We start from the raw sequence: 26499 nt of genomic DNA on the forward strand, positions 1-26499 counted from the left end.
AGCAGCGCAAAAGCAGGGAGGCAGGTGCCCCAGAATGCCGGCGTGGCTTCTCCCAGGCGGTGAAGGCAGGGCTGTCAGGCCAATTCCAATTGGCGGCGTTCCAGCAGTGCATTCGACAGCCGTCTGTCCACCGTCGTCCCATATGACTGGCTCTCAAGGGGGAGCCCAGAGGGACATGGAGGCGTTTCGAGGGCGAGGTCGGCCATGTCGCAGCGATTGCTCCGCCGGGAGTGTCAACCAGCTCCCGCCAGCCCGTCGAAGGTCGTGCCCGTGACCCAGTCGATGATTTGCGCGTGCGTGTACTGGCCCGATTCCTTGAGCAGGGCCACCACCGGATCGCAGGCCCGCGCGAACAGCGTGTAGAGCACCAGCTCGGCCGGCAGCGTGGGCTGGAGCTGGCCGCTGGTCTGGGCCTCGGTGATCCAGATGCTCAGGCGGTTGCTCAGGGCGATCAGCCGGTCCATGTAGGCATCGTTGGATTGCAGGGAGGCGCTGAGGTTGGAGTTCTGCGCCGGCAGGGAGGGCATTTCGCCTTCCAGCTGGGTCTGCATGGCCCAGCACGTCACGGCCTTGAGCTGGTCCAGCGGGCGCACCGGCGTGCCGGCCTCGGCGGCCTGGGCCGCCGTGTCGCGCAGGCCGTCCACAAAGGCCAGGGCGCGGTCCAGCACGCCCACCATGGCGGCGCCCGCCAGTTCTTCCTTGGAGGTGAACAGCTTGTACAGGCTGGCCTTGGCCATGCCCGCCTCGGCCGCGACCTCGTCCACCGTCATGGCGTCGTAGCCCTTGGTGGCCAGCAGCCGGTTGACGGCCGCCACGATGGCCTGCTCGCGCACGCGCTGTATCTGTTCTTTGATGGAGGAGCGGCTAGTCATAGCGATATTTTAGACCTCGCAGGTCATATCTGATACCAAATAGTGCAAAGCAGGTATGTTTGGTTTATAGTTTGAACTCATCAGTTCAAGATTTGGTCTTTGTGGTCTAGTCGGGCTGTTCAACCAAGAAGGGCACCTCCATGCATCGCATTGCTGTCATCGGTTCGGGGATTGCGGGGCTGGCCGCAGCGAGCCGCCTGGCCGCGGCGCCGGGCGGGCCTGCCGTGACCTTGCTGGAGGCGGGCGGCCATTTCGGGGGGCACGCCAACACGGTGGACCTGACGCTGGGCGGCGTGAGCCAGGGCGTGGACACCGGCTTTCTGGTCTTCAACCACCGCACCTATCCGCTGCTGACGCGTTTGTTCGAGCAACTGCAGGTGCCCACGGCTGCCGCCGAGATGTCGTTTTCCGTGCAGGTGCCCCAGGCCGATGGCCGCGCGGGCCTGGAATGGAGCGGCAGTTCGCTGGGCGGCGTGTTCGCGCAGCGGGGCAATCTGCTGCGCCCGCGCTTTCTGAAGATGCTGGCCGAGATCCTGCGCTTCAACCGCCTGGCCACGCGCATCGCCCAGGAAGGCGATGAAGCGCGGCTGCGCAGCGCCATCGGCGATTTTCTGGACGACCACGGCTTTGGCGCCGCCTTCCGCCAGGACTACCTGCTGCCCATGATGGGTTGCATCTGGTCCTGCCCCACCGACCAGATGCTGCGCTTTCCCGTGGCCACGCTGATCCGCTTTTGCCACAACCACGGCCTGATCCAGGTCACGGACCGGCCGCAGTGGCACACGGTGCGCGGCGGCTCGCGCCAGTACGTGCGGCGCATGGTGGCCGCGCTGCTGAAGGACGGCCGCCACGAGGCGCGCCTGAATGCGCCCGTGCTGGGCCTGCGCCGCGCCGCGCACGGCGCGCTGCTGCAGACGGCGAACGGCACGGAGCCGTTCGACGCCGTGGTGCTGGCCTGCCACAGCGACCAGGCCCTGCGCCTGCTCGGCAGCGATGCCACGCCACAGGAGCGCAGCGTGCTGGGCGCCATCCGCTACCAGCCCAACCAGGCCGTTCTGCACACCGATGCCAGCGTGCTGCCGCGCAGGCAGGCGGCCTGGGCCGCCTGGAACTACGAACGTGCGGCCGACCCGGGGCGGGACCAGGCCGGCGTCTGCCTGCACTACCTGCTCAACCGCCTGCAGCCCCTGCCGTGGCAGCAGCCCGTGATGGTTTCGCTGAACCCGGTGCGCCCCATCGATGAAGGCCAGGTCCATGCGCGCATCGAGTACAGCCACCCGGTGTTCGACCTGGCGGCCATCGAGGCCCAGGGTCGCGTGGCCGGCGTGCAGGGCCAGCGCCGGACCTGGTTCTGCGGCGCATGGTGCGGCTACGGCTTTCACGAAGACGGCCTGCGCTCGGGCCTGGACGCGGCCGATGGCCTGCTGCGTGCCCTGCCGGCCTTGCCCGTCCTGCCCGCCAGCGCGGCCTTCGAGGGGGTCGCATGACGGCCCGCCCCCTCATCGGCTTCGGCCATGTCTGGCACCGCCGCCTGCGGCCTGTCGAGCATGCCTTCCGCTATCCCGGCTACTTTCTGATGCTGCCGCTGCGCAGCCTGCGCACGCAGCCGGACGCCGCGCTGCGGCGCAACCGGCTGGGCTGGCTGAGCTTTCATGACAGCGACCACGGCGATGGCGGCTGCGACGCACTGGCCTGGTTCGAGCAGTTGCTGCACAGCGAAGGCATAGCCGACGCCGATGGCGAGGTCTGGCTGCACACCTTCCCGCGCGTGCTGGGCTACGTGTTCAAGCCCGTGAGCTTCTGGTATGCGCACCGCGCCGACGGCTCGCTGGCCGCCGTGCTGGCCGAGGTCAACAACACCTTTGGCGAGCGCCATGCCTACCTGCTGGCGGGGCCGGACCTGGACTGGGGCCGCGAGCAGGTGGCGCGCAAGCAGTTCCATGTCTCGCCGTTCTGCGAGGTGCGCGGCGAGTACCGCTTCCGCTTCGAGCGCGGCGAAGACCGCACCCTGGCGCGCGTGGACCTGCACGACGAGGACGGCCCGCTGCTGCAGACCAGCGTGGGCGGCGTGCTGCACCCGCTCGACGGCGCCGCCGTGCGCCGCGCCTTCTTCGGCACTCCCCTGATGACGCTGGGCGTGGTCGCCCGCATCCACTGGCATGCGCTGCGCCTTTGGGCCAAGCGCGTGCCTTTCCATGGCAAACCCTCCGAGCCCAAGCGCTTCGTCACACGATGAACACTACCGCCGCTCCCCTGCTGAGCCCCTCCGCGGCAGCGCCGCGCCGCACGCCTGCACGGGCGCGCCGTGTGCTGAACCTGCTCGAACGCCTGCCCCACGGGCAGCTGGACCTGGAGCAGCCCGATGGCCGCCTGCTGCACCTGCCCCGCCCACCGTCGGGTGCCGCCGATGCGCATTGCGTGCTGCACGACTGGCAGGCGCTGGAGCGCACGCTCAAATCGGGCGACATCGGGCTGGCCGAAGGCTATATCGCCGGCGAGTGGGACAGCCCCGACCTGGCCGCCCTGCTGCGGCTGTGCATGGTCAACCGCGACCATGTGCAAAGCCTGGTCTATGGCAGCTGGTGGGGCCGGCTGGGCTACCGCCTGCGCCATCTGCTGCAACGCAATACGCGGGCCGGCAGTGCCAGGAACATCCATGCCCACTACGACCTGGGCAATGACTTCTACCGCCTGTGGCTGGACCCCGGCATGAGCTACAGCGCGGCCTGGTTCCAGGGCCGCACGGGCCAAGCGCTGCGCAACGCGGACCTCCAGCAAGCCCAGCAGGCCAAGCTCAGGCGCACGCTGGACGAGGTGCGGCTGCAGCCAGGCCAGCGCCTGCTGGAAATCGGCTGCGGCTGGGGTGGGCTGGCCGAGGCGGCGGCGCAGGAGTTCGGCGCCCGGGTCACGGGCGTGACCCTGTCGCGCGAGCAACTGGTCTGGGGGCAGCAGCGCATGCAGCAGGCGGGCCTGGCCGACGCGGTGGAGCTGCGCTACCAGGACTACCGAGACCTGCCCGCGCGCCATGCGGGCGAGCCCTTCGATGCCATCGTCTCCATCGAGATGTTCGAGGCCGTGGGCCGCGAATACTGGCGCGGCTACTTCCAGACGCTGCGCGACTGCCTCAAGCCGGGGGGGCTGGCCTGCATACAGACCATCACGCTGCGCGAGGATCTGTTCGCCCGCTATCTGCGCTCCACCGACTTCATCCAGCAGTACATCTTCCCGGGCGGGCTGCTGCCCAGCATCCCCGCCTTCGAGCAGGAGGCGCGGCGCGCCGGCCTGGTGGTGGAAGGCCGCATGGCCTTTGGCCGCGACTATGCGGAGACGCTCAGGCGCTGGCGCCAGTCCTTCGAGGAGCGCCTGGAGGCCGTGCGTGCCCAGGGCTTTGACGAACGCTTCGTACGCATCTGGACCTTCTACCTGGCCTACTGCGAGGCGGCCTTCGACACCGGCAACACCGATGTCGTCCAGTTCACGCTGCGCAAGCCCCTGCCATGATGACGGCCCCGCAACCCCGCGGACGCCGCTCACCCCGCCGCCAGGCCCTGGCCTGGGGCGCCGCCTGCGTCCTTGCCCCTTCATTGATCACCATGTCCAACGCCTTGCACGCCATGCCCCCGACTGCCGAACCTCCGTTCGAACTGCGCAGCGCCCTGCCGTCTGCGCGCCTGATGGGCACGGCCGTGCTGCGCTTTTTCGGCCTGCGTGTCTATGAGGCTCGGCTGTGGGCCGCGCCCGGATTGCTGCCCGAGGACTACGCCCGCCACCCGTTTGCGCTGGAGCTGGTCTACGACCGCAAGCTCGAAGGCGCGGCCATTGCCGAACGCTCCATCGCCGAAATGCGCAGGGTCGGCGCCTTCACCGAAGAGCAGGCCCGCCAATGGCTGGACCTGATGAAGCAGGCCTTTCCCGATGTGGTGGTCAAGGACCGGCTGCTGGGCCTGAACGACGGCCAGGGCGATGTGCGCTTTTTCCACAACGGCCGGCAGACGGCGCAGTTGCGCGACGCCGACTATGCGCGCCTGTTCTTCGGCATCTGGCTGGCGCCGCAGACCTCGGCGCCTGCCATGCGCACCTCGCTGCTGGGCCAGGGCTGAGCGCCAGCGGAGCACGCCATGACCTCCGTCACAGCCCCCGCTCCTGCCCCCGTGCTGCCCTGGCGCACAGGGCTGGCCTATGGCGGGCTTGCCGCGCCGCTGGCCTTCGTGTCCCTGCCCCTGTATGTGAACCTGCCCTACCACTACGCCAGCGTGGCGGGCGCGCCGCTGGCCGGGCTGGGCGCCGTGCTGCTGGCCACGCGGGCACTCGACGCCGTGGTCGATCCGGCCATTGGCCGCCAGGCCGACAGGCTGCTGCGCCAGGGTGTGCGGCCGGCCTGGCGGGCGGCTGCGCTGGGCAGCCTGCTGATGGCGCTGGGTTTCGGGGCGCTATGGCATCCGCCGCGCGGCTCCGAGGCCGCCATGCTGGGCTGGCTGGCCGGCAGCCTGCTGGTGTGCACGCTGGCCTACAGCTTCGTCACCATCCTCCACCAGGCCTGGGGCACCCGCTGGGGCGGCCAGCCCGCCTGGCGTGCCCGTGTGACGGCCTGGCGCGAGGGCGCCACGCTGGCGGGCGTGCTGCTGGCCAGCGTTCTGCCGGCCGTGATGGGCCTTGACGCCACCGGCGCCGTGCTGGCTCTGGGCCTGGCGCTGGGGCTGATGGGGCTGTACCGGCTCCGGGCGCCCGTGGCCCCTGTGCTCCCCGTCCCCCTCGTGCCGCAACCGGCTGGCCCGGCCTCGGCGGCCCTGGCCCCTGCCGCCTCGCCGTGGGCGGATGCCGCGTTTCGCCGGCTGCTGGCCATCTTCATGCTCAATGGCGTGGCCGCGGCCGTTCCCGCCACCTTGCTGCCCTTCTTCGTGGCCGACAGGCTGCAGGCGCCTGCACTGCAGCCCCTGCTGCTGCTGTGCTTTTTTGGCGCGGCGGCCCTGGGCCTGCCGCTGTGGGTGAAGGCCGTCTCGCGCTGGGGCCTGGCGCCCAGCTGGCGCGCGGGCATGCTGGCCAGCGTGCTGGCCTTCGGCTTCACGCCCTGGCTGGGCGCGGGCGACGGCATGGCCTTTGCCTTGATCTGCCTGGCCAGCGGGCTGGCCCTGGGCGCGGACCTGGCCTTGCCGGGCGCACTGCTCACGGGCGTGATCCACGAGTCCGGCCAGGGCGGCCGGGGCGAGGGCCGCTACCTGGGCTGGTGGACCTGCGCCACCAAGCTCAACCTGGCCTTGGCCGCAGGCCTGGCCCTGCCCCTGCTGTCCGCCGCGGGCTACCGCAGCGGCGGCACCGACCCGGCCGGGCTGCAGGCGCTGGCCTGGGCCTATGGCGGGCTGCCCTGCCTGCTCAAGCTGGCGGCGGCGCTGCTGCTTTGGCGCGCCGAGCGATTGCATTCTTCCTGGAGGCACACATGAGCCACATCACCCACTGCGCTTCGTTTTCGCCGCTGCGGCGCGCCTGCCTGGGGGCGGCATTGGCACTGTCCCTGGCGGGCTGCGCCGGGCCTTCGGTCCAGGACTACGCCAAGGAGCAGCCGCAGCTGGACCTGCGCCAGTATTTCAACGGGCCGCTGACGGCGCACGGCATGTTCACGGACCGATCGGGCAAGGTGGTCAAGCGGTTCACCGTGCGCATGACGGGCCGCTGGAATGGCGACGAGGGCTCCCTGGAGGAGCACTTCGTCTACAGCGACGGCAGCACGCAGGAGCGGGTCTGGCATATCCGCCACCTGGGCGACGGCCGCTACAGCGGCCGGGCCGACGACGTGGTGGGCGAGGCCCAGGGCCAGGGCGCGGGCAATGCCTTCCGCTGGAGCTATGTGCTGGCCCTGCCCGTGAATGGGCGGGTCTGGAACGTCCACATGGATGACTGGATGTACCTCATGGACGGGCGCACCCTGCTCAACCGCACGGCCATGAGCAAGCTCGGCGTGCACCTGGGCGATGTGACGCTGTCCTTTGTCAAGGAGTGATGGCCATGCCGCTGTTCTCGCGCGGGCTGAACCCGCTGCTGGCTGACTGGAAGGGTCGCTCGGCATGGGTGGTGGGCGCCTCCTCGGGCATAGGGCGTGCCACGGCCGAGGCGCTGCACGGGCAGGGCGCCCGGGTGATCGTCTCCGCACGGCATGGCGGCGCGCTGCAGGACTTCGTGCGCGGCCGCGAGGGCTGCCTGGCCCTGCCGCTGGATGTGACCGATGCCGCTGCCGTGGATGCGGCCGCCCAGGCCGTGCTGGCCCACGCGGGCGGGGCGCCCGACCTGATCCTCTACTGCGCAGGCCACTACCGGCCCCTGCGCGCCACCGAGTTCGACCTGGCCGAGATGCAGCACCACCTGGCCGTGAACTATGGCGGCGTGCTGCACCTGCTCGATGCCGCGCTGCCCATGCTGCTCCAGGCTGGCCGGGGCCATCTGGCCCTGGTCGGCTCGGTGGCCGGCTACCGGGGACTGCCCATGTCCCTGGCCTACGGCCCCACCAAGGCGGCGCTCAACAACCTGGCGGAAAACCTCTATCTGGACCTGCATGGCCTGGGCCTGGGCGTGTCCATCATCAATCCCGGCTTTGTCGATACGCCGCTGACGGCGCAAAACAGCTTCAGCATGCCGGCCCTGATCGGCGCCGACGAGGCGGCCCGGCATATGCTGCAGGGCTGGGCGCAGGGGCGTTTCGAGATGAATTTCCCGCGCCGCTTCACGCGCTGGGTGCGCCTGCTGCGCTGCCTGCCAGACGCCTGGTATTTCTCTGCGGTCCGCCGCTTCACCGGAGCATGAAACCCATGAGCAGCGGCATATCCGATCCGCGACTGGCCCGCTTGGCCCAGGCCTACGAGGCCCTGCGCCGCGACAACCTGCCGGCGCTGCTGTCGCTGTATGCCGAGCAGGCCCTGTTCAAGGACCCGTTCAACGAGGTGCGCGGCCACGCTGCGATCGAGCGCGTGTTTTCCCACATGTTCGAGCAACTGGACCGGCCCCGCTTTGCCGTCAGCCACGGCGCGGTGCAGGGGGACGGCGGCTTTTTGCTGTGGGAGCTGGGCTTTGTGCGGGCATCCGGCCAGCCCATGCACATCGGCGGCACCAGCTTCCTGCAGTTCGATGGCGACGGGCTGGTGGCGACGCACCGGGATTTCTGGGACCCGGTGGAGGAGATCTTCGCCAAGGTCCCCGTGCTGGGCGCCGTGGCCAGGGCGCTGCAGCACAAACTCAGGGCGCCGCAGTAAGCAGCCGGGCCAACTGCGCCAGGGCACCGTCCAGCGCGTTGAAGCGCGGCGCACCCAGGCAGATGCGCAGCCCGCTGGCCTGCTCCTGCGGGTCCACCATGAGCGAGCCCGGATCGGTCAGCCTCAGACCCAGCGCCGCTGCGGCCGATACCAGGCGGTCGGCGGCTTCGCGCTCCATGGGCAGCCAGGCGTTGTAGGCCTCGGGGTGCAGCACCAGGCCGCTGCCACCCAGGTGCGAGGCGAGGTGTGATACGGCCAGCCGGCAGCGCCGCTGTGCCTCATGGCGCAGGTCGGCCTGCAGGGAAGCGACCACGCCGTGCGACAGCCATTCATCGATCACGGCGCAGGAGAGGGTCGAAGGCGCCATGGACAGCTCCTGCACAAGCTGCACAGCAGCGCCGCACAGCGAAGCGGGCAGCGAGAGCATGCCCACCTGCAGCCCCGGTCCCAGGGACTTGGACAGCCCGTTCACATGCAGCGTGATTTCGGGCGCCAGGGTCGCCAGGTGCGCAAGGCGCGCGTGATCGGGCAAGCAGGCGGCATACACGCCGTCCTCGATGATCCAGGCGCCTGCGCTGCGGCAGATGTCCACGATCGCCTGCCTGCGCTCCGCGCCCATGGTGGCCGTGGTCGGGTTGTGCAGCGTGGGGGTGAGGTAGACCACCTTGCCATGGCCCGCCGGAATGCCGTGCAGCGCATCGGCCAGTGCCTGCGGCAGCATGCCCTGCGCGTCGATCGCCAGGCCCTGCATGGAATACCCCTTGCGCCGGGCCAGGGCCATGGCGCCGGGATAGGTGAGGCGCTCGGTCAGCAGTCGACCCTGCGGCTGGCAGACCAGATCGAAGGCCAGGGACAGGGCCTGGCGCGCGCTGCTGGTCAGCACCATGCGGCCGGGCTCCGTGCCCAGCCCCAGCGTCTGCAGCCAGCGCACGAGCACGCGCCGATGCTCCAGGTGGCCCTGGGGCGGGGCATAGAAGTTGAAATGATCGGCATCGATGCTGCGCGCAATCCCGGTCAGCGTACGAGCCAGGACGCGCGCACTGATGGCGGCCGGCGGTGCGTTGGAAGACAGGTCGATGTCCTCGCCGGCCTGTGCCTGCTGTGATGCCACGAAGGTGCCCCGGCCCTTGACGCTGCGCGTCAGGCCCCGGCGCTCCAGCAGCGCGTAGGCCTTGGTCACCGAGCCCAGGCCGATCTGCAATGTGTCCGCCAGGTCGCGATGGGCGGGCAGGCGATCGCCACCGGCCAGGCGGCCTTCGATGATGTCATCGCCCAGGGCATGGGCCAGCCGCTCTGCGGCACTGGCTTGCAGAGCGGCCAGGCGGGGCGTCCAGGGTGAGCGCGCAAGCATGTTCTTGGTGCGAAAAATTTAGTGTGCCGTGACACTATTTCATTTTTCAATAGCGTAACGTTCACGGGGTTGCCCAGGCCGGGCCTTTTCCTGGAGTACCCATGTTCAGCCATGTGACCGTCGGCAGCCGCGATCTGGAGCGGGCCGGCCGCTTTTATGACGCGGTGCTGTGCCCGCTGGGGCTGCGGCGCCGCTGGGTGGTGCCCGATGGCGGCCCTGCCGCGCTTTGCTGGATCACGCCGCAGGCAGCCCTGCCGCGCTTTTATGTCTACAGCCCCTTCAATGGCACGGCGGCCACGGCGGGCAATGGCGGCATGGTGGCCTTTCTGGCGCCATCGCCGGCTGCGGTGGACCTGGCCCATGCCGCAGGGCTGGCGCAGGGCGGCAGTGACGAGGGGGCGCCCGGCCCGCGCCCGCATTACGGGGCCGGCTACTACGGCGCCTATCTGCGCGATCCCGATGGCAACAAGGTCCATGTGGTCCATCGCGCCGACACTGGTGCCGATCGGGCCGCTCCCCCTTCGATCAACACTGAAAGAACCCACGAATGACAACCACCGACGCAAACCCCTGTGCTCCTGCCTCATCGGCCAGGGCCAACCTGAAAATGCTGGTGCGCTACAAGGCCTGGGCCAACGGGCTGACCTTCAAGAGCGTGATGGAGCTGCCCGAAGGAGAGGCCCTGAAGCAGCGGCCCACGAGCTTCGGCAACATGGTGCGCACGCTGAACCACGTCCATGTGGTGGACGACATCTTCAGGCACCACCTGCAGGGCCGCAAGCATGGCTACACCATGCGCAACACCGACCACACGCCCACGCTGCAGGCGCTGTGGGAGTCCGTGCAGGCAATGGACCGCTGGTATGTGGAGTTCGTCGATGCGTGCCCGGACGAGGAACTGGCGAAGGTCGTGCATTTCGAGTTCGTGGGCGGCGGGCAGGGCGCCATGTCGCGCGAGCAGATCGTGCTGCATGTGGTCAACCACGGCAGCTACCACCGTGGCTTCGTGAGCGACATGATGTACCAGGTGCCCTTCGTGCCGCCGGCCAATGATCTGCCGGTTTTCCTGAGGGATTGCTATCGCGAAGACAAGGGCTGACGTCGAGGGTGGAGCGCCCCGGTCATCGGATCAACCGATGGCCGGGACGCGCAGGGCCGAAGTCGGTGCCCCCTGCGCCATGGCGTCCGTGAGGGCTGCAGGCAGCATGGCGTCTTCTGCCGGAGTCTGTGGCTGTGCAAGTGGCAGTGCAAGCGGCTGTGGCAGTGGCTGTGGCTCTGGGGCCTCGGCCCACCCCTTGCGCAGCGCCCCGGCAAAGCCGTCGGCCACGCGCGAGTAGGCGCGCCCGCTGGTCATCACGCGCGGCCGTGCGGACCAGGCGATGCGGGCGCCGCTGGCCGCCAGGCGGTCCACCAGGTCCTGGTCCTCGCCGCAGCGGCGCGCCTCGAAGCCTCCGACATGGCGGTAGTGCCAGGCCGAGATGCCCAGGTTGGCGCCATGCACATGGCGGTGGCCGTCGCGGTCCATGTAGGTGGACTCGAAGTGCCGCCGGGCCGCACCCGCGTGGGCGCCGTGGGCAGACCAGTCGGGCACTGCCACCGTGCCGCAGACCACGTCGGCCTGCAGCGCCAGCTGGTCGGCCAGCCAGCTCGGCGAGACCGTGGTGTCGGCATCCGTGAAGGCCAGCCAGCGGGCGCCCAGCAGCAACAGGTACTCCGACCCCAGGGCCCGCGCCTTGCCCACGTTGCGCGCGGCAATCGGCAACGGGATGGCGGGCCAGCGGCGCACGGCCGATTCGGTGGCGTCCTGGCAACTGTCCAGCACGACGACGACGGCCACGGTCTCGCCCTGCAGGTCGGCGTGGGCCGCCGCGCAAAACACGCTGTCCAGGCAGCGGCCTATGAGGTCTTCCTCGTCATGGGCAGGGATGCACACGCCGATCATTTTTCAGTCCTTTCAAGGGTTCTTCTGCCAGATGTCCAGCTGGAAATCCGGCTCGCAGTGGCTGAGCAGCAGGCGCAGCTGCGCATGGGCCGCCACGCTGTCATGCAGGGCCTGCGTGGTCTGCAGGCGGTCGTGCGCGTCATGCCGCCAGTGGCACATGAGCCAGTGGCCGCCGCCTTGCAGCGAGGCCAGGCACTGGCGGTTGAAATGCGCCAGTGCCGCATCGTCGAAGTAATAGGCCAGTTCCGAGACCACGATGAGGTCGAAGCCGGCCTGCGGCGCGGCCGGCACCTGGGGCCATTGCCAGGGCAGGGGAAGGGCCTGCAGGTCCAGGCGCGCACTGTCCTCAGGAGCCATCCGCTCGCGGCACAGGTCCACGGCCCTGGCCGAGAAATCGACGGCGCACAGCCGCTCGCAGCGCTGCAGCAGCCGCTGCGTGGTTTCGCCATTGCCGCAGCCGGGCTCGAAGCCGTGGGCATAGCGCTCGCGGGGCAGGGCGGCCAGCAGCAGGTCGCGCTTGCGCCGCTCGTACCAGCGCGATGCAACCTGCCAGGGGTCGGGGTCGGCCTGGTACATCTGGTCGAAATGCTGTCTGGCGCTGCTCATAGGAACACCACTTCGAACGGGCGCAGCAGGCGTTGCGTGGCCCAGGAAGGGAGGATGGCGTCGCGGCCCGTGGACGGGTCGGGCAGCAACTGGCTGCGAAAGCAAGACAGGGCCTGGCGCTTGAGCGCCAGCTCCTGCGGCGCCAGTGCAATGGCGGCGGCGCGGTGCCAGGGCACGCGCGTGTCGCCGGGCTCGGCCCAGTGCCAGGCCCAGATGGGCAATTCGACAAGCCGGCAGCCCGTGCGCGCGGCCGCCGTGGCGCAGGCCTGGCCGGTGGCCTCGTGGTCCGGGTGACCGTCTTCGCGCCAGGTGCACAGCAGCGCGTCCGAAGGCCGCAGCAAGGCCTGCAGCCGCTGCAGCAGCTGCGCTGCGTGGTCGGCGATATGGCCGTCGGGCAGGCCCAGGCGGGTCACCTGCGCTGCAGGCGCGAGCAGGGCCAGCGCCTGGTTGCTCTCCTGCACGCGCGCACGGGCCAGCCGCTGCGGCGGCCACAGCGTGGAGCCGGGATGGCTGGCGCCGCCATCGGTCACGGAAATGACGAGGCAGGGCAGGCCCTGTTGCGCGCAGCGGCGCAGCAGGCTGGCGCAGCCCAGGATTTCGTCATCGGGGTGCGGTGCCACGATGACGATGCGACGCCGGCCCTGCAGCAGCTCGTCCAGTGCCAGCGGCACGGGCTGGCGCTGTGCGAACCAGGCCTGCCAGCGCGACTCGGGCGTGCCCTGGCCTTCGATCAGGCGGGGCTTCACAGCGTCCATGCGGGGGCTCCTGCACCTGGTGCCGATGCGGGTGTCGACACCGTTGCCTGTTCCATCTCGGCCAGCAGGCGGCCCAGCGCCGCCTGGTCGCGCTCGGCATGGCTTTGGCGGATGAAAACGGGCAGGTCGGCCATCAGCCGGGCCAGGCTTTTGTTCTTGCACAGCGGCCCCGGGCCGATGGCGCGCGGCACGCGCCGCAGCACGTCTTCGGCAGCGGCTTCCACGGCCAGCCGGGCGCGGCTCACGGCCAGCAGGCAGGGGTCCGAGGGCCTGGCATCGATGTCTGCCGCAGCTTCGCGCAGCAGGCTGGCCGCGCTGCCCAGGGCCACGTCCAGCGCGCCCAGGTGGGCCAGGCGATGCGGGTCCCCGCCCTGGGTGACGGCCTGCAGCAGATGGCTGGCAATGCGGGCGGCGGCACCATGCCAGCAGGCGGCCACTCCCGCGCCGCCGTGGTGAAAGCCGGGCCGGCTCAGGTACTGGCCCGGTGCCCCGACCAGCACGCCGGTGGCGCCGTCGAAGTGCACATCGGCGCTGGCGCTGGCGGCCATGCCCACGGCCTGCCAGTGGCTGTCGTCCCTGCGTATGCCGGGCTGGTCCATGGTGACGGCGATCAGGCAGCGCTGGCCGTCTGCCAGCCAGCCGCTGACCAGGGCGCGGTCCACCGCGCGGGCACCGGAACACCAGGGCTTGTGGCCGGACAGGCGAACCGCCGAGCCTGCCTGCAGCGTCGTCCGTTGCGTGGCGTCGGGAGAGGCCGCCGTGGCCTGCACGCGCTCGCCCGGTGGCTCGGCGCACCAGACGGCCCAGCGCAGTCCCTCGGTGGCCAGGTCGGCCTGCAGTTCGTACAGGATGGCCAGGGCATCGGTATGGCCTTCGTAGAGCTTGGCCAGGCCCAGGCTGTGGGCGGCAACTTCGGCCAGCGCCCTCCAGCGCTGCAGCGTGTGGCCACGGCCCGGCAAGGGCAGGCGGTCGGCGCCCTGGGCCACCAGCAGGGCCAGCTGGTCCGAGGGGGACAGTTCCTCATGGCCGTGCAGGGCCCGGGCCAGCGTCTCGCTGTCCGTCCACGCCTGGGCGTGCTCGTTGTTTTGCTGGACCATCACCGCTCACCTTTCCTTGTGTGCCATGTGCAGCCCGGTAGTGAAGGGGGGCGGGCCGGGCGTTGCCATCGTGCCGGCTTGCCGAGGCCGCCGCCGCAGGAGCAGGAGGCCATTACCTGTCGGAGACCACCGATCGGCTGGCGTCCAGGGCCAGGGCCTCCGCCGGGCAGGCGGGCAGCACCAGGCCCAGTGGCGGGCGTTGCTGCTTCATCGACGGCACGGGGATGCCGAAGCCGTCGTCTCTTTCCTTGCTCCAATCCCTGTCTCGGCGTTCCTGCGGCCTGGCCTCCTTCAATGCGGACAGAAAGGCCTTGCGCCACCAGTGCACGTCCTGCTCGCGGATGCGCTGCAGCAGCCGCCGGTGGCGCTGGCGCCGTTCGTGCAGCGGCATGTGCAGGGCCTGCTGCACCACGGCGGCCGTGCCATGCACGTCATAGGGATTGACCAGCAGCGCCTCGTGCAATTGCTCGGCCGCGCCCGCAAAGCGCGACAGCACCAGCACGCCCGGGTCGGCCGGGTCCTGGGCCGCCACGTATTCCTTGGCCACCAGGTTCATGCCGTCGCGCAGCGGCGTGACCAGGCCCACGGCTGCCGCACGGCACAGGCCGGGAATGCTGTCGCGCGGCAGCGTCTGGTGGATGTAGCGCACGGGCATCCAGTCCAGCTCGCCGTAGTCGCCATTGATGGCGCCGCACAGCGACTCGATCTCGCGCCGTATGCCCGCATAGGCGTCCAGGCCCTCGCGCGTGGGCGATCCGATCTGGATCAGCGTGGCGCTGCGCCGGTTGGCGGGATGGCGCGCCAGCAGTTCGCGGAAGGCGCGCAGGCGCTGGGGCAGGCCCTTGGAGTAGTCGAGCCGGTCTATGCCCAGCAGCAGGCGGCGCTGGGCGTATTCGTGCTTCATGCGTTCGTACATGTCGCGCGAGGCACCGGCCTGTGCAAGCGCCGCGAAGCCCTCCACATCGATTCCTATGGGGAAGTCGCGGCAGACCAGGCGCTGGCCATGGGCTCGGAACGAGCCGTCGCCCAGGGCCTGGCCGCCCGCCTCCTCGCAGACATAGCGCTCGAAGTGCTGCACGTCCTGGCGTGTCTGCAGGCCCACCAGGTCATAGGCAAACAGGCAGCGCATCAGCCACTCATGCTCGGGGATGGCCGCCAGCAGGGTCGGTGGCGGCAGCGGGATGTGCAGGAAAAAACCGATGCGCTGGCGGCAGCCCAGGGCGCGCAGCTCGGCCGCCAGGGGGATCAGGTGGTAGTCATGCACCCAGAGGATGTCGTCCTCTGCCAGCAGGGGGAGCAGCCTGCGTGCGAGCAACTGGTTCACGCGGCGGTAGCCGGCCGCAAGGCCCGTGTCGAAGTTCGCCAGGTCCAGCCGGCCATGGAAGACGGGCCACAGCACGCCATTGCTGTAGCCCGCGTAGTAGCTGTCGTGGTCCGCACGGTCCAGGTCCACCGTGGCCAGCGTGACCTTGCCTGCCTGGATCCGGTGCACATGCCCGGCAGGGGGCGCGGCGCTGCCATCGGTGACCATGCCGCTCCAGCCGAACCATAGGCCGCCGGTCTGCCGCAACGCATCGCCCATGGCCACGGCCAGGCCGCCTGCGGCTGCCTTGGCCGGGTCGGCCACGCGGTTGGAGATCACCACCAGCCGGCTCATGGCAGGGCCTCCGCGCAGGTCTGTGCAGCCAGGTGCATGCATGCGGACTGCAGCCAGGCATGCACGGCCTGCGGGCTGCCCAGCCGGTGGCGGGCCCTGCTTGCGCCTTCGCCCACCTTGATCGCCATGCCGCCGTGCGCCTGTACCACGGCAAAGCCGCTCTCGTCCGTGACATCGTCACCGGCAAACACGGGGGTGCGGCCGGCGAACGGCTCTTCGCGCAGAAAGGCCGCAATGGCGCGGCCCTTGTCCACGCCCGCGGGCCTGACCTCCAGCACGCATTTGCCGTGCAGCAACTCCAGCCCGGGCAGGTGCCGCAGTGCGCGGCTCAACGTGTCCAGGCACAGCGCCGCCAGCTCTGGCGCGCGCCGGTAGTGCAGTGCCACCGAGGAGCGCTTGTGCTCCACCAGCAGGCGGGGATGGGCAGCCGCCAGGGCATTGCACAGCTGCAGAACGGTCCCTGGCATGGCCGATGCCTGCGGGTGCAGGCGGCCGCAGGCATCCCGCCGCTGCAGGCCATGCTCGCAGGCGGCGGGCAGATGCAGCGGCGCCAGAAAGTGGTCCAGCGCCTCGACCTGCCGACCCGTGACGATGGCAAGCGCCCCTCCCAGCAGGCTCTGCAGCCTGGCCAGCATCGGGATCAGGGCAGGGTCTGGCGCGATGGCGTCCGGGGTCTCGGCCAGCGGCACAAGCGTGCCGTCGAAGTCGAGGAACAGGGCGGAACTGCGGGCGGGGAGTCGGGGTGTTTCCATGGAGAGACCACGGTACCGAGTGCCGGGTTCACCGACCGTCAGCCGAGGGCTTGTGCGCGGATCGGCCATGCGCCAGCACCGGCCCATCAGGATGGAGGCGGCCTGCATGGCGCGTTCAGCGCTCGGCCTTGAGGGAGCCGCGGACATTGGTCACCGCCAGGCAGGCCTGCAGCGTCACCAGCGCCCAGGCACCCGTGGACCATCCCCACAGTGCCCACAGCACATTGCTGAGCATCAGAATCCAGAAGCCCACGTTGCGCCGTTGCGCAGAACGCGAGCCCACCCACCATGCGCCAAGGATGGAGGCCAGGAAGGCAGGCCACTGAAGCCAGTCGGGAATGTCGGGCATGGTTTTTCTCTCTGAAGGAGGGCAGGCGCCTCAGTTGCCGGGCCGTGCCGGGTCGTCCTCGTCGATGGAGTGGCATTCCTTGCAGGCTCCGCTTTCGCGCGCGCGGGCGGCCAGGTTGACGTAGAAGGCCGCCACTTGCTGCAGCTGCTCCTCGTCCAGCCCCTCGATGCCGATCATGCGGTTGCTGGCAATCTTGTTGGCTGCCAGCAGCTCGTTGAGCTTCAGGTGCAGGGCCACGCTGTCCTTGTTCTGGCTTTGCTGGATGAGGAACACCATCAGAAAGGTCACGATGGTCGTGCCCGTATTGATGACCAGTTGCCAGTTCTCCGAGAAGTGGAACATCGGGCCCGCCACGGCCCACACGGCCACACAGATCAGGGCCACGCAAAAGGCCATGGGCGTACCGGCCCAGCGCGTCACCTTGCTGGCGAAATGATCGAAGGCCGACAGCAGCCGCGAATGGTCCGCGTACGAGGCGCTGCTTGTCTCGGGCATGGAGCCCAGGGCGTCGCCCGGGGTGCTGCGGCGTGATGTTGAACTTGTGGTTTGCATGGATGGATGTGTTCGGAATGGGGGCCGGTTCAAGGCTGCCTGCGCACCAGCTTCTTGCGCTGCTCGGCGTCCAGGCCCGGTGTCTGGCGCATGTCGGTGTCCACCTGGCCGGAGGCGATGTCGTCATGGGCCTGGCGCATCACGGGGTCGGGTGCATCGCTGGTGGCGTCGATGCTCTGGTCACGCTCATGCGGCAGGCGCAGGCCCTGCTCGGGCTCGCCCGATTCGCCGGGTGCATGCGGCGCCTTGCCTACCTGGCCGGGCAGCTTGGTGCGGCCGTCGCCCGATGGCTTGGACTGCTTTTGTGCAGAGGGCCGGGCAGCAGGGGTGGTCTTGTCTTTCATGGCGTTGTCCTTTCATTCATGGGCGCCCGCAGGGTGCGCCTTGGCCATGCTCTCCCCGCTTGCGCAAGGCCGTCGTGGGACCACGCCGAAAGCGCAGGAACGACAAGATGCCCCTTCCGGAACATGGCCGGCAGGCACGCCGATTGCCCTGTATGTGCCCTGTGCCGGGGTGCGAAAAATGGCCACAGGGGACTGGCGCGATGTCCGCAAGGCCCGGGCGCTGCGTTCCTACGGCACATGGCCGCAAGCGCGCACGCCGGACGGCCGCGGCGGCCATCAGCATAGGAATCACTTTCAACTGCCAAGGAGCACATTCCATGACGCAATCGAACCCCGCAAACCGTGACCCGCTGTCCGACGCACCTGGCGCGCACCCGGTGGGCACCGGCATAGGCGCAGCAGGCGGCGCCGTCACCGGCGCTGCATTCGGCGCAATGGGTGGCCCCATCGGCGCTGCCGTGGGTGGCGTGGCCGGCGCCGTGGTCGGCGGGCTGGCCGGCAAGGGTGCGGCCGAGGCCGTGAACCCCACGGTCGAAGATGCCTACTGGCGCGATGCCTACCAGAGCGAGCCCTATTACGTGGCTGGCCGCAGCTACGAGGAATACCGCCCCGCCTACGAGCTGGGCTGGAACGCTGCCGCCGCACGCCGCGATGCCGACTTCGATGCCTTCGAGTCCGAGTGGGAGCGCGAATGGACCACCCGCCGTGGCGCCAGCCATCTGGACTGGGACCAGGCCCGGCCCGCAGCACGCGCCGCCTGGGCGCGCGCAGGCAGCCGTGATGTCCGTGACGAGACGGGCACCATCGTCGCCCCCGCCTATACGGGCGATATCGACAACGACGATGTGGTGGACGTGCTCAACGACCTGCTTGAATCCTGCCGCGATGGCGAGTACGGTTTTCGCACCTCCTCCGAGAACGCCGACTCGCCGGACCTCAAGACCCTGTTCCTGCGCCACAGCGCAGAGTGCGGCGCCGCCGCGCTGGAGCTGGAGGCCGAGATCCGCAGGCTGGGCCGCGAGCCCGCATCGGGCGGCACGGTGGCCGGCGCGCTGCACCGGGGCTGGGTGTCGGTGAAGACGGCGCTGACCTCGCAGGACGACAAGGCGGTGCTGGAGGAATGCGAGCGCGGCGAGGATTCCGCCGTGGCCCAGTACCGCAAGGCGCTCAAGCAGCCGCTGCCACCGGCCATCCGCGTGATGGTGGAGCGCCAGGCCCAGGGTGCCCAGCGCAACCACGATGAAGTGCGCGACCTGCGCGACCGTTACCGCAGCGCAGTCTGACCGCGCATCCCGCGCACCGCGCGGGCCACGGAATCGTCAGCCGCCCACGCCATAGGGCGCAAAGCGGCTGGCGTTCTCATCCACATGCAGCGCCTTTCCCACGTAGGGAAAGGCGCGCTGCGTGCACTGGTCGCGTTCGCAGACCTTGCAGCCCATGCCGATGGGCGTCGCCGATTCCGGGTCGCCCAGGTCCAGCCCCTTGGCATAGACCAGGCGCGCGGCATGGCGTATGTCGCAGCCCAGGCCGATGGAGAAGGTCTTGCGCGGCGAGCCGTAGCCGCGCTGCCCGCGCGTGACCGAGCGCGCAATCCACAGGTAGCGCCGCCCGTCGGGCATGCTGGCCAGCTGGCGCAGCACCTGGTCGGGCTGGCCGAAGGCCTCGTACACCGTCCACAGAGGGCAGGTGCCGCCCGTGCGGCTGAAGTGGAAATGCGTGGCCGACTGGCGCTTGGAGATATTGCCCGCGCGGTCCACGCGCACGAAGAAGAAGGGCACGCCGGGTGCGCCGGGCCGCTGCAGCGTGCTCAGACGGTGGCAGACGGTTTCAAAGCCCACGCCAAAGCGCTGGCCCAGCAGGTCGATGTCGTAGCGCAGCTGCTCGGCCGCCTCCAGGAACAGGTCGTAGGGCAGCAGCAGCGCGCCCGCAAAGTAGTTGGCCAGGCCCACGCGGGCGAGCTTGCTTGAAGCCGGGTCGCCCTGGAAGGCGGCGGTGGCGATCAGCCGGTCCAGCAGGGCGCCGATCTCCAGCAGCGCCAGCTGGGTGCCCAGCTGAAAGGCCTGCTGCGCAGGCTCCAGCGCAGAGGACAGCATGAGCACGCGTGTGGCCGGATCGAAGCGGCGCTGGCTTTCCCGTGAATCCTCGGAGCGCTGCACCTGGACGCCATGGCGCTGCTCCAGCCTGCGCGCCAGCCAGTCCGCCAGATGGCCGGGGTCGGCGCGGGCCTCGTGCGCCAGCGCCTGGGCCGCGCGGTCCACCTCGTCGAAATAGTTCTGGTGCGCGAAGAAGAAATCGCGCACGGCCTCGAACGGCATGGTGCGCGGGGCCGACAACCGGGCCGATCCGTCCGAGCGGTCATCGCCCAGGCGGAGCGACATGCTCTCGATGCGCTCCATGGCTTCGAGATGGCGGCGGTGCAGCGCCATCACCGCCCGTCCCAGGGCCGGCATTTGCGCGGCCACTTCCTGCAGCTCGGGCAGGGCGATGGATTCGGGCGCATCGGCCAGGGCTTCGCGCAGGCCGGCGACCAGGCGTGCTTCCTCGTCCTCCGAGAACTGCTGTATGTCCACGCCCAGCGCGCGGTTGAGCTTGAGCAGCACCGACACCGTCAGCGGCCGCTGGTTCTGCTCCAGCTGGTTCAGGTAGCTGGGCGACAGGCCCAGCGCGTGGGCCAGGGCGATCTGGGACAGGCCGTGCTCCGCGCGCAGTTTGCGCAGCTTGACGCCCATGAATGTCTTCTTCATGGCTGTTTCCTCGGGTGGCTGTTATTCGCAGAATTCGCAATATCGTGGGATTCGTTTCGCAAGAATTCGCCTTTTCAGTCCTATGGCTGAGCCGCTATTTTGCGTAGATTGCGAAGCATGACAACACCTACTGGAACCGCCGAGTTGCGCGAACTGGTATTGCCCGCGCTGGCCAACCACCACGGCACGCTGTTCGCAGGCCAGGGCCTGCAGCTCATGGCCAAGACCGCCTTTCTGGCAGCGCGCAGCCTGGCGCAGCGCGAGGTGGTGATGGCCGGCGTCACCGGCATCGACTTCCTGGCGCCCGTGCCCGTGGGCCATGAAATCGTCCTGCGCGGCTGGGTCAGCCGCGTGGGGCGCAGCTCGATGACGGTCTGCGTCACCGCCTCGGCCCGGGCGCCCGGCATTGCCTGCGAGGACGTGCTCAAGGGCCTGTTCGAGATGGTGGCTGTCGATCACAACGGCCTTCCTGCCGCCATTGCCCATTCCTATCTGAACCAGGAGACCCTTCCATGAGTATCACGACCATCGACGCGCCATCTGCGTCCGCATTCAAGCCCAAGAAGTCCGTCGCCCTGTCGGGCGTGACCGCCGGCAACACGGCGCTGTGCACCGTGGGCCGTTCGGGCAACGACCTGCACTATCGCGGCTACGACATCCTGGACATTGCCGAGGTCTGCGAGTTCGAGGAAATCGCCCATCTGCTGGTGCATGGCAAGCTGCCCACGCGCCCCGAACTGCAGGCCTACAAGACCAAATTGCAGGCGCTGCGCGGCCTGCCGGCCAGCGTCAGGCAGGCGCTGGAGCAGCTGCCTGCCGGCGCCCACCCCATGGATGTGATGCGCACCGGCGTCTCGGCCCTGGGCTGCGTGCTGCCCGAAAAGGACGACCACAACCTGGCGGGTGCCCGCGACATTGCCGACCGGCTCATGGCCAGCCTGGGCTCCATGCTGCTGTACTGGTACCACTGGAGCAATTCGGGCCGGCGCATCGAGGTGGAGACCGATGACGACTCCATCGGCGGCCACTTCCTGCACCTGCTGCACGGCCACCGGCCGTCCGAAGGCTGGGTGCGCGCCATGCACACCTCGCTCAACCTGTATGCCGAGCATGAGTTCAACGCCTCCACCTTCACGGCGCGCGTGATCGCGGGCACGGGCAGCGATATGTATTCGTCCATCGCGGGCGCCATCGGCGCGCTGCGCGGCCCCAAGCATGGCGGCGCCAACGAGGTGGCCTTCGAGATCCAGAAGCGCTACGACACGCCCGACGAGGCCGAGGCCGACATCCGCCGCCGCGTCGATGCCAAGGAAGTGGTGATCGGCTTCGGCCACCCGGTCTACACCGTCAGCGACCCGCGCAACGTGGTCATCAAGGGCGTGGCCAAGCGCCTGTCCGACGAGGCCGGAACCACCCGCATGTACGACATTGCCGACCGGCTGGAAGCGGTGATGTGGGAGGTCAAGAAGATGTTCCCCAACCTGGACTGGTTCAGTGCCGTCAGCTACCACATGATGGGCGTGCCCACGGCCATGTTCACGCCGCTGTTCGTGATCGCGCGCACCAGCGGCTGGGCCGCGCATGTGATCGAGCAGCGCCAGGACAACAAGATCATCCGCCCCAGCGCCAACTACACGGGGCCGGATGACCAGAAGTTCGTGCCCCTCGATGCGCGCGCCTGAGCCGCCGCTGTCCTGAACCTGGCGGGCGGGCTGCAGGCCCGCCCGCATTGCATCCGCCCCATGAACAACGACCACAAGAAACCCCTGCCCGGCACCAAGCTGCACTACATCGACGCCCGTGCCGCCGTCGATGCCCTCTCGCCCGGTGCCTGGGCTCGTCTGCCCTACACCGCCCGCGTCCATGCCGAAAACCTCGTGCGCCGCGCCGATCCCGAGCAGCTGGACGGCTACCTGCTGCAGCTGATCGAGCGCCGCCGCGACATCGACTTCCCCTGGTTCCCCGTGCGCGTGGTCTGCCACGACATCCTGGGCCAGACCGCCCTGGTGGACCTGGCCGGCCTGCGCGATGCCATCGCGGCCGAAGGCGGCGACCCCGCCCAGGTCAACCCCGTCGTGCCCGTGCAGCTCATCGTGGACCACTCGCTGGCCGTGGAGTGCGGCGGCTTCGATCCCGACGCCTTTGCGAAGAACCGCGCCATCGAGGACCGCCGCAACGAGGACCGCTTCCACTTCATCGAGTGGACGAAGAAGGCCTTTGCCAACGTGGATGTGATCCCTGCAGGGAACGGGATCATGCACCAGATCAATCTGGAGAAGATGTCCCCCGTGGTCACCGTGCAGGATGGCCTGGCCTTCCCGGACACCTGCGTCGGCACCGACTCGCACACGCCCCATGTCGATGCCCTGGGCGTGATCGCCGTGGGCGTGGGCGGGCTGGAGGCCGAGAACGTCATGCTGGGCCGTGCCTGCTGGATGCGCCTGCCCGACATCGTGGGCGTGCGCCTCACGGGCCGGCGCCAGGCGGGCATCACGGCCACCGACATCGTGCTGGCCCTGACCGAATTCCTGCGCCAGCAAAAGGTGGTGGGCGCCTATGTGGAATTCTTTGGCGAGGGCGCCGACAGCCTGAGCATCGGCGACCGCGCCACCATCTCCAACATGTGCCCCGAATACGGCGCCACGGCGGCCATGTTCTCCATTGACGACCAGACGCTGGCCTACCTGCGCCTGACCGGCCGCGACGAGGCCCAGGTGCGCCTGGTCGAGGCCTATGCGCGCACCGCAGGCCTGTGGAGCGACACCCTGGCCGGGGTGGAGTACGAGCGCGTGCTGCAGTTCGACCTGTCCACCGTGGTGCGCAACATGGCCGGCCCCTCGAATCCGCACCGGCGCCTGCCCACCTCGGCCCTGGCCGAGCGCGGCATTGCCGATGCCGCAAAACTGCAGGCCGCCCGCGCCCAGGAGGCGCAGGGCCTGATGCCCGATGGGGCCGTCATCATCGCGGCCATCACCAGCTGCACCAACACCAGCAACCCGCGCAATGTCATCGCCGCCGCCTTGCTGGCGCGCAATGCCAATCGTCTGGGCCTGGCGCGCAAGCCCTGGGTCAAATCCTCGCTGGCGCCGGGCTCCAAGGCCGTGGAGCTGTATCTGAAGGAGGCCGGCCTGCTCAGCGAGCTGGAGCAGCTGGGCTTTGGCATCGTCGCCTTTGCCTGCACCACCTGCAACGGCATGAGCGGCGCGCTGGACCCCGCCATCCAGCAGGAGATCGTCGAGCGCGACCTCTACGCCACGGCCGTGCTCTCGGGCAACCGCAACTTCGACGGGCGCATCCATCCCCAGGCCAAACAGGCCTTCCTGGCCTCGCCGCCGCTGGTCGTGGCCTATGCGCTGGCGGGCACGGTGCGCTTCGACATCGAGCAGGACGGGCTGGGCGTGGTGGACGGCCGGGAGATCCGCCTGAAGGACCTGTGGCCCACCGACGAGGAGATCGACGCCATCGTTGAACAAGCGGTCAAACCTGCGCAGTTCCGCGCCGTCTACGAACCCATGTTCGCCATCCGCAAGGACGATGGTGACAAGGCCTCGCCCCAGTACGACTGGCGCCCCCAGTCCACCTACATACGCCGCCCGCCGTACTGGGACACCGAAGGCGTGGGCGCGCTGGCGGCCTTCCCGCGCACGCTGCGCAACATGCGGCCGCTGGCCCTGCTGCCCGACAACATCACCACCGACCACCTGTCGCCCTCCAACGCCATCCTGGCCGACAGCGCGGCGGGCGAATACCTGGCGCGCATGGGCCTGCCCGAGGAGGACTTCAACTCCTACGCCACCCACCGCGGCGACCACCTCACCGCCATGCGCGCCACCTTCGCCAACCCGCAGCTGGTCAACGAGATGGCCGTCATCGACGGCGTGCAGCACAAGGGATCGCTGGCGCGCATCGAGCCAGAAGGCCGCGTGGTGCGCATGTGGGAGGCCATGGAAACCTACCTGAACCGCCGCCAGCCGCTGATCATCATCGCGGGCGCCGACTACGGCCAGGGCAGCTCGCGCGACTGGGCGGCCAAGGGAGTGCGGCTGGCCGGAGTCGAGGCCGTGGTGGCCGAAGGCTTCGAGCGCATCCACCGCACCAACCTCATAGGCATGGGCGTGCTGCCGCTGCAGTTCCTGCCGGGCACCGACCGCAGAACCCTGGGGCTGGACGGCACGGAAGTCTATGGGGTGGAAGGCGAGCGTACGCCGGGCACCCAACTCACGCTGGTGATCGAACGCCGCAACGGCCAGACGCTGCGCGTGCCCGTGACCTGCCGGCTGGACACGGCCGAGGAGGTGTCGGTGTACGAGGCCGGCGGGGTGCTGCAGCGCTTTGCGCAGGACTTCCTGGCGCAGGCTCAGGCGGCCTGAGCTGGGGGCGTGCCAGCGGCCAGCGGCTGGCGCGCCAGCTCGATGAAGGCCTGCAGATAGTCGGTCTGCAGGTCCGCCACGCGTGCGCCCAGGAAGATCTGCTTGGCGATGCCCTTGGCGCCCAGGCGCACGGGAACCACGTCCAGCCTGCCCGCGTACTCCTGCACCAGCCAGCGCGGCAGGGCCGCCACGCCCCGGCCGCTGGCCACCATCTGCATCATGATGTCCGTGGTCTCTATGGCCTTCTGGCGGCGCGGCGTGATGCCGGCCGGCATGAGGAACTGGTTGTAGATGTCCAGCCGGTCCATGGGCACGGGATAGGTGATCAGCACCTCGGGCGCGAGCTGGGCGGCCTCCACGAAATCGGCCCCTGCCAGCGCATGCGCGCTGGAGACCACCAGCACCTGCTCGTAGTCGAACACGGGCACGAACTCCAGGCCCGTCTTGAACAGTGGATCGGGCGTGACCAGCAGGTCGATCTCGTAGCCGAACAGGGCGCCGATGCCGCCGAACTGGAATTTCTGCTTCACATCCACATCCACATCGGGCCAGCTCGCCAGATAGGGCGCGACGATCTTGAGCAACCACTGGTAGCAGGGATGGCACTCCATGCCGATGCGCAGCGCGCCGCGCTCGCCCTGGGCGAACTGGCGCAGCCGCTCCTCGGCCAGGTCCAGCTGGGGCAGCACGCGCTGGGCCACGGCCAGCAGGTACTGGCCGGCCTGCGTCAGGCGCAGGCTGCGGCCTTCGCGCAGCCAGATGTCCGTGCCCAGCTGCTGCTCCAGCTTCTTCATGCTGTGGCTCAACGCCGACTGCGTCACGCACAGCACGCCGGCCGCCGCCGTCAGCGAGCCCTGTTTTTCGACTTCACGGACGATGGCGAGGTGGGTGCGTTCGAGCATGCAGCCTCGGCCTCAACGCGGATCCTGGCTGTCCAGGCGTGCCAGTATGTCCAGTGCCTGCTTAGCATCGCCACTGGCAGCCAGCGTGCGAAAGCGCGTTTCCATGTCAAACGCCGTGATGGCCTGCGTGCTCAACTCTTCGATCCGTTTGTTGTTGCTCAAGGGGTTCATGGCTGTTCTTCCAGTTCCGGTTATGGGGCGGGCATCAGGACGCGCAATGCCGGCCGGGCCAGCTCCGCTGGCGCAGATCGCGCACATTGTGGGCCAGTTCCCAACGGGCCGGCGTGCTACGCGGCCGGTGCGCCGGGCTGCAGGGCGCCGTGCAGGAAGGACTGCTCCATCACGGCCGCCACGCTGGCCCGCGCAACACGGCCGCGCCGTTCCGCATCCAGCAGGCCCACGGCCATGGAAAGCCACAGCTCGGTCATGGCCGCTGCCGTGATGTCGATGCGGAACACGCCGGCCTGCTGGCCGCGCAGGAAAAAGGCATCCATGGCCGCCACCCATTCGCTCTCTATCTGGCCGACCACCGAGATGTCGGAGCGCCAGAAATACATCAGGAACAGCAGCAGCGTCTGGTGGTCCTGGCAGTGGGCGGTGAGGCGGCGCAGCGCCTCCAGCGGCGCGTGGCGCTCCAGTTCGGCCGCGTGCATGGCGCGCGACAGGGTGTCGGCCGCATGCCCTATGAGCCGGTCGATGAGCTGGTCGCGCGTGGGGCAGAAGCGGTAGAGCGTGGCCTTGCTGATGCCGATGGCGCGTGCCAGCTCCTGCAGATTGGCCTTGGGATCGTCCAGCAGCGCCAGTGCCAGTGCGCCCAGCAGCTTGCCTTCGTCCTCTTGCTTGGTGCTCGTCATCGCTTGTCATGCCTCCTTGGAAAGTGCAGGGATTTTATCTGTTGATGTTTTAAAGTATCAAATGAATCGATGTTGACTCATTTGATTCTGATATGTACCATCGCGGCCTTCGTA

29 protein-coding genes are annotated in these 26499 nt (G+C 69.2%); 14 read left to right on the forward strand and 15 right to left on the reverse strand.

What is annotated here, in order from left to right:
• Positions 1–233 precede the first annotated feature (233 nt).
• Complete coding sequence (locus tag ACFPFG_RS22360; protein WP_183021122.1) at positions 234–872, reverse strand: TetR/AcrR family transcriptional regulator; 639 nt, start codon at positions 870–872, stop codon at positions 234–236.
• Between the two features lie 140 nt (positions 873–1012).
• Here ACFPFG_RS22360 and ACFPFG_RS22365 point away from each other — a divergent pair, with 140 nt between their 5' ends.
• From ACFPFG_RS22365 to ACFPFG_RS22400, 8 genes are read left to right on the forward strand one after another with little or no spacing between them, the layout of a single operon-like run.
• The gene (locus tag ACFPFG_RS22365) at positions 1013–2359 is read left to right on the forward strand and encodes an NAD(P)/FAD-dependent oxidoreductase (RefSeq protein ID WP_183021121.1); all 1347 of its coding nucleotides are present in this window, start codon (positions 1013–1015) and stop codon (positions 2357–2359) included.
• Positions 2356–3108, forward strand: a complete 753-nt coding sequence (locus ACFPFG_RS22370) for a DUF1365 domain-containing protein (RefSeq protein WP_312378028.1) — start codon at positions 2356–2358, stop codon at positions 3106–3108. Before ACFPFG_RS22365 ends, ACFPFG_RS22370 begins: the two co-directional genes overlap by 4 nt.
• Entirely contained in the window at positions 3105–4373 is a 1269-nt protein-coding gene (locus ACFPFG_RS22375; RefSeq protein ID WP_380108283.1) for a class I SAM-dependent methyltransferase, read from the forward strand. The genes ACFPFG_RS22370 and ACFPFG_RS22375 overlap by 4 nt, the downstream gene beginning before the upstream one ends.
• Positions 4373–4972 carry a chalcone isomerase family protein gene (locus ACFPFG_RS22380; protein WP_380110317.1) on the forward strand — a complete coding sequence of 200 codons (600 nt, stop codon included), beginning with the start codon at positions 4373–4375 and terminating at the stop codon, positions 4970–4972. Before ACFPFG_RS22375 ends, ACFPFG_RS22380 begins: the two co-directional genes overlap by 1 nt.
• An 18-nt stretch (positions 4973–4990) precedes the next feature.
• Positions 4991–6310: an MFS transporter gene (locus ACFPFG_RS22385; RefSeq protein ID WP_183021118.1), complete on the forward strand. Its 1320-nt coding sequence runs from the start codon at positions 4991–4993 to the stop codon at positions 6308–6310.
• Positions 6307–6867 (forward strand): DUF3833 domain-containing protein, encoded by a 561-nt coding sequence (locus ACFPFG_RS22390; protein WP_183021117.1) that lies wholly within the window; start codon positions 6307–6309, stop codon positions 6865–6867. Before ACFPFG_RS22385 ends, ACFPFG_RS22390 begins: the two co-directional genes overlap by 4 nt.
• A 5-nt stretch (positions 6868–6872) precedes the next feature.
• Positions 6873–7664, forward strand: a complete 792-nt coding sequence (locus ACFPFG_RS22395) for an SDR family NAD(P)-dependent oxidoreductase (RefSeq protein ID WP_183021116.1) — start codon at positions 6873–6875, stop codon at positions 7662–7664.
• A gap of 5 nt (positions 7665–7669) precedes the next feature.
• The gene (locus tag ACFPFG_RS22400) at positions 7670–8110 is read left to right on the forward strand and encodes a nuclear transport factor 2 family protein (RefSeq protein ID WP_374622800.1); all 441 of its coding nucleotides are present in this window, start codon (positions 7670–7672) and stop codon (positions 8108–8110) included.
• Here the strand turns inward: ACFPFG_RS22400 and ACFPFG_RS22405 are convergent.
• Positions 8094–9461, reverse strand: a complete 1368-nt coding sequence (locus ACFPFG_RS22405) for an aminotransferase-like domain-containing protein (protein WP_380108286.1) — start codon at positions 9459–9461, stop codon at positions 8094–8096. The genes ACFPFG_RS22400 and ACFPFG_RS22405 overlap by 17 nt on opposite strands.
• Positions 9462–9562: 101 nt before the next feature.
• Here ACFPFG_RS22405 and ACFPFG_RS22410 point away from each other — a divergent pair, with 101 nt between their 5' ends.
• Entirely contained in the window at positions 9563–10012 is a 450-nt protein-coding gene (locus ACFPFG_RS22410) for a VOC family protein (protein WP_197954862.1), read from the forward strand.
• Complete coding sequence (locus ACFPFG_RS22415) at positions 10009–10560, forward strand: DinB family protein (protein ID WP_197954869.1); 552 nt, start codon at positions 10009–10011, stop codon at positions 10558–10560. The genes ACFPFG_RS22410 and ACFPFG_RS22415 overlap by 4 nt, the downstream gene beginning before the upstream one ends.
• Before the next feature lie 30 nt (positions 10561–10590).
• Here ACFPFG_RS22415 and ACFPFG_RS22420 read toward each other — a convergent pair whose 3' ends face one another.
• The 9 genes from ACFPFG_RS22420 to ACFPFG_RS22460 all read right to left on the reverse strand — a co-directional run bounded on the left by ACFPFG_RS22420 (position 10591) and on the right by ACFPFG_RS22460 (position 17515).
• A complete protein-coding gene (locus ACFPFG_RS22420; protein WP_380108289.1) occupies positions 10591–11403 on the reverse strand; it encodes a glycosyltransferase family 2 protein in 813 nt (270 codons plus the stop codon).
• A 12-nt stretch (positions 11404–11415) separates the two neighbouring features.
• Positions 11416–12009 (reverse strand): methyltransferase domain-containing protein, encoded by a 594-nt coding sequence (locus tag ACFPFG_RS22425; protein WP_183021110.1) that lies wholly within the window; start codon positions 12007–12009, stop codon positions 11416–11418.
• A complete protein-coding gene (locus ACFPFG_RS22430) occupies positions 12006–12764 on the reverse strand; it encodes a PIG-L deacetylase family protein (protein ID WP_183021109.1) in 759 nt (252 codons plus the stop codon). The genes ACFPFG_RS22425 and ACFPFG_RS22430 overlap by 4 nt, the downstream gene beginning before the upstream one ends.
• Positions 12752–13861 carry an acyl-CoA dehydrogenase family protein gene (locus ACFPFG_RS22435; protein WP_183021108.1) on the reverse strand — a complete coding sequence of 370 codons (1110 nt, stop codon included), beginning with the start codon at positions 13859–13861 and terminating at the stop codon, positions 12752–12754. Before ACFPFG_RS22435 ends, ACFPFG_RS22430 begins: the two co-directional genes overlap by 13 nt.
• Positions 13862–13973: 112 nt before the next feature.
• Complete coding sequence (locus ACFPFG_RS22440) at positions 13974–15518, reverse strand: alpha,alpha-trehalose-phosphate synthase (UDP-forming) (protein ID WP_380108291.1); 1545 nt, start codon at positions 15516–15518, stop codon at positions 13974–13976.
• Complete coding sequence (gene otsB, locus ACFPFG_RS22445; protein ID WP_380108293.1) at positions 15515–16270, reverse strand: trehalose-phosphatase; 756 nt, start codon at positions 16268–16270, stop codon at positions 15515–15517. Before otsB ends, ACFPFG_RS22440 begins: the two co-directional genes overlap by 4 nt.
• Before the next feature lie 115 nt (positions 16271–16385).
• The gene (locus tag ACFPFG_RS22450; RefSeq protein WP_183021105.1) at positions 16386–16619 is read right to left on the reverse strand and encodes a hypothetical protein; all 234 of its coding nucleotides are present in this window, start codon (positions 16617–16619) and stop codon (positions 16386–16388) included.
• A gap of 30 nt (positions 16620–16649) precedes the next feature.
• Complete coding sequence (locus ACFPFG_RS22455) at positions 16650–17171, reverse strand: low affinity iron permease family protein (protein WP_183021104.1); 522 nt, start codon at positions 17169–17171, stop codon at positions 16650–16652.
• A gap of 29 nt (positions 17172–17200) precedes the next feature.
• The gene (locus tag ACFPFG_RS22460) at positions 17201–17515 is read right to left on the reverse strand and encodes a hypothetical protein (RefSeq protein ID WP_183021103.1); all 315 of its coding nucleotides are present in this window, start codon (positions 17513–17515) and stop codon (positions 17201–17203) included.
• Between the two features lie 317 nt (positions 17516–17832).
• On the opposite strand from ACFPFG_RS22460, the gene ACFPFG_RS22465 reads away from it, so the two are divergent.
• Entirely contained in the window at positions 17833–18798 is a 966-nt protein-coding gene (locus ACFPFG_RS22465; RefSeq protein WP_312378046.1) for a ferritin-like domain-containing protein, read from the forward strand.
• Between the two features lie 36 nt (positions 18799–18834).
• Here ACFPFG_RS22465 and ACFPFG_RS22470 read toward each other — a convergent pair whose 3' ends face one another.
• A complete protein-coding gene (locus ACFPFG_RS22470; protein WP_183021101.1) occupies positions 18835–20259 on the reverse strand; it encodes a short-chain fatty acyl-CoA regulator family protein in 1425 nt (474 codons plus the stop codon).
• 117 nt (positions 20260–20376) lie between these two features.
• Here ACFPFG_RS22470 and ACFPFG_RS22475 point away from each other — a divergent pair, with 117 nt between their 5' ends.
• The 3 genes from ACFPFG_RS22475 to acnD are packed head-to-tail and all read left to right on the forward strand — an operon-like array spanning position 20377 to position 24629.
• A complete protein-coding gene (locus tag ACFPFG_RS22475; protein WP_183021100.1) occupies positions 20377–20775 on the forward strand; it encodes an acyl-CoA thioesterase in 399 nt (132 codons plus the stop codon).
• Complete coding sequence (prpC, locus tag ACFPFG_RS22480) at positions 20772–21941, forward strand: bifunctional 2-methylcitrate synthase/citrate synthase (protein WP_197954878.1); 1170 nt, start codon at positions 20772–20774, stop codon at positions 21939–21941. The genes ACFPFG_RS22475 and prpC overlap by 4 nt, the downstream gene beginning before the upstream one ends.
• Before the next feature lie 60 nt (positions 21942–22001).
• Positions 22002–24629, forward strand: coding sequence for a Fe/S-dependent 2-methylisocitrate dehydratase AcnD (acnD, locus tag ACFPFG_RS22485; protein ID WP_380108297.1), 2628 nt, complete (start codon positions 22002–22004; stop codon positions 24627–24629).
• Here acnD and ACFPFG_RS22490 read toward each other — a convergent pair.
• The 3 genes from ACFPFG_RS22490 to ACFPFG_RS22500 all read right to left on the reverse strand — a co-directional run bounded on the left by ACFPFG_RS22490 (position 24617) and on the right by ACFPFG_RS22500 (position 26385).
• Positions 24617–25531: a LysR family transcriptional regulator gene (locus ACFPFG_RS22490; protein ID WP_183021097.1), complete on the reverse strand. Its 915-nt coding sequence runs from the start codon at positions 25529–25531 to the stop codon at positions 24617–24619. The genes acnD and ACFPFG_RS22490 overlap by 13 nt on opposite strands.
• A 12-nt stretch (positions 25532–25543) precedes the next feature.
• Positions 25544–25702, reverse strand: a complete 159-nt coding sequence (locus ACFPFG_RS22495) for a hypothetical protein (protein WP_156179875.1) — start codon at positions 25700–25702, stop codon at positions 25544–25546.
• Between the two features lie 116 nt (positions 25703–25818).
• Entirely contained in the window at positions 25819–26385 is a 567-nt protein-coding gene (locus ACFPFG_RS22500; protein WP_034397250.1) for a TetR/AcrR family transcriptional regulator, read from the reverse strand.
• Positions 26386–26499: the final 114 nt, after the last annotated feature.

Origin of the sequence: Delftia deserti (genome assembly GCF_042653485.1) — a bacterium.
Taxonomy (GTDB): Bacteria; Pseudomonadota; Gammaproteobacteria; order Burkholderiales; family Burkholderiaceae_C; genus Comamonas; species Comamonas acidovorans.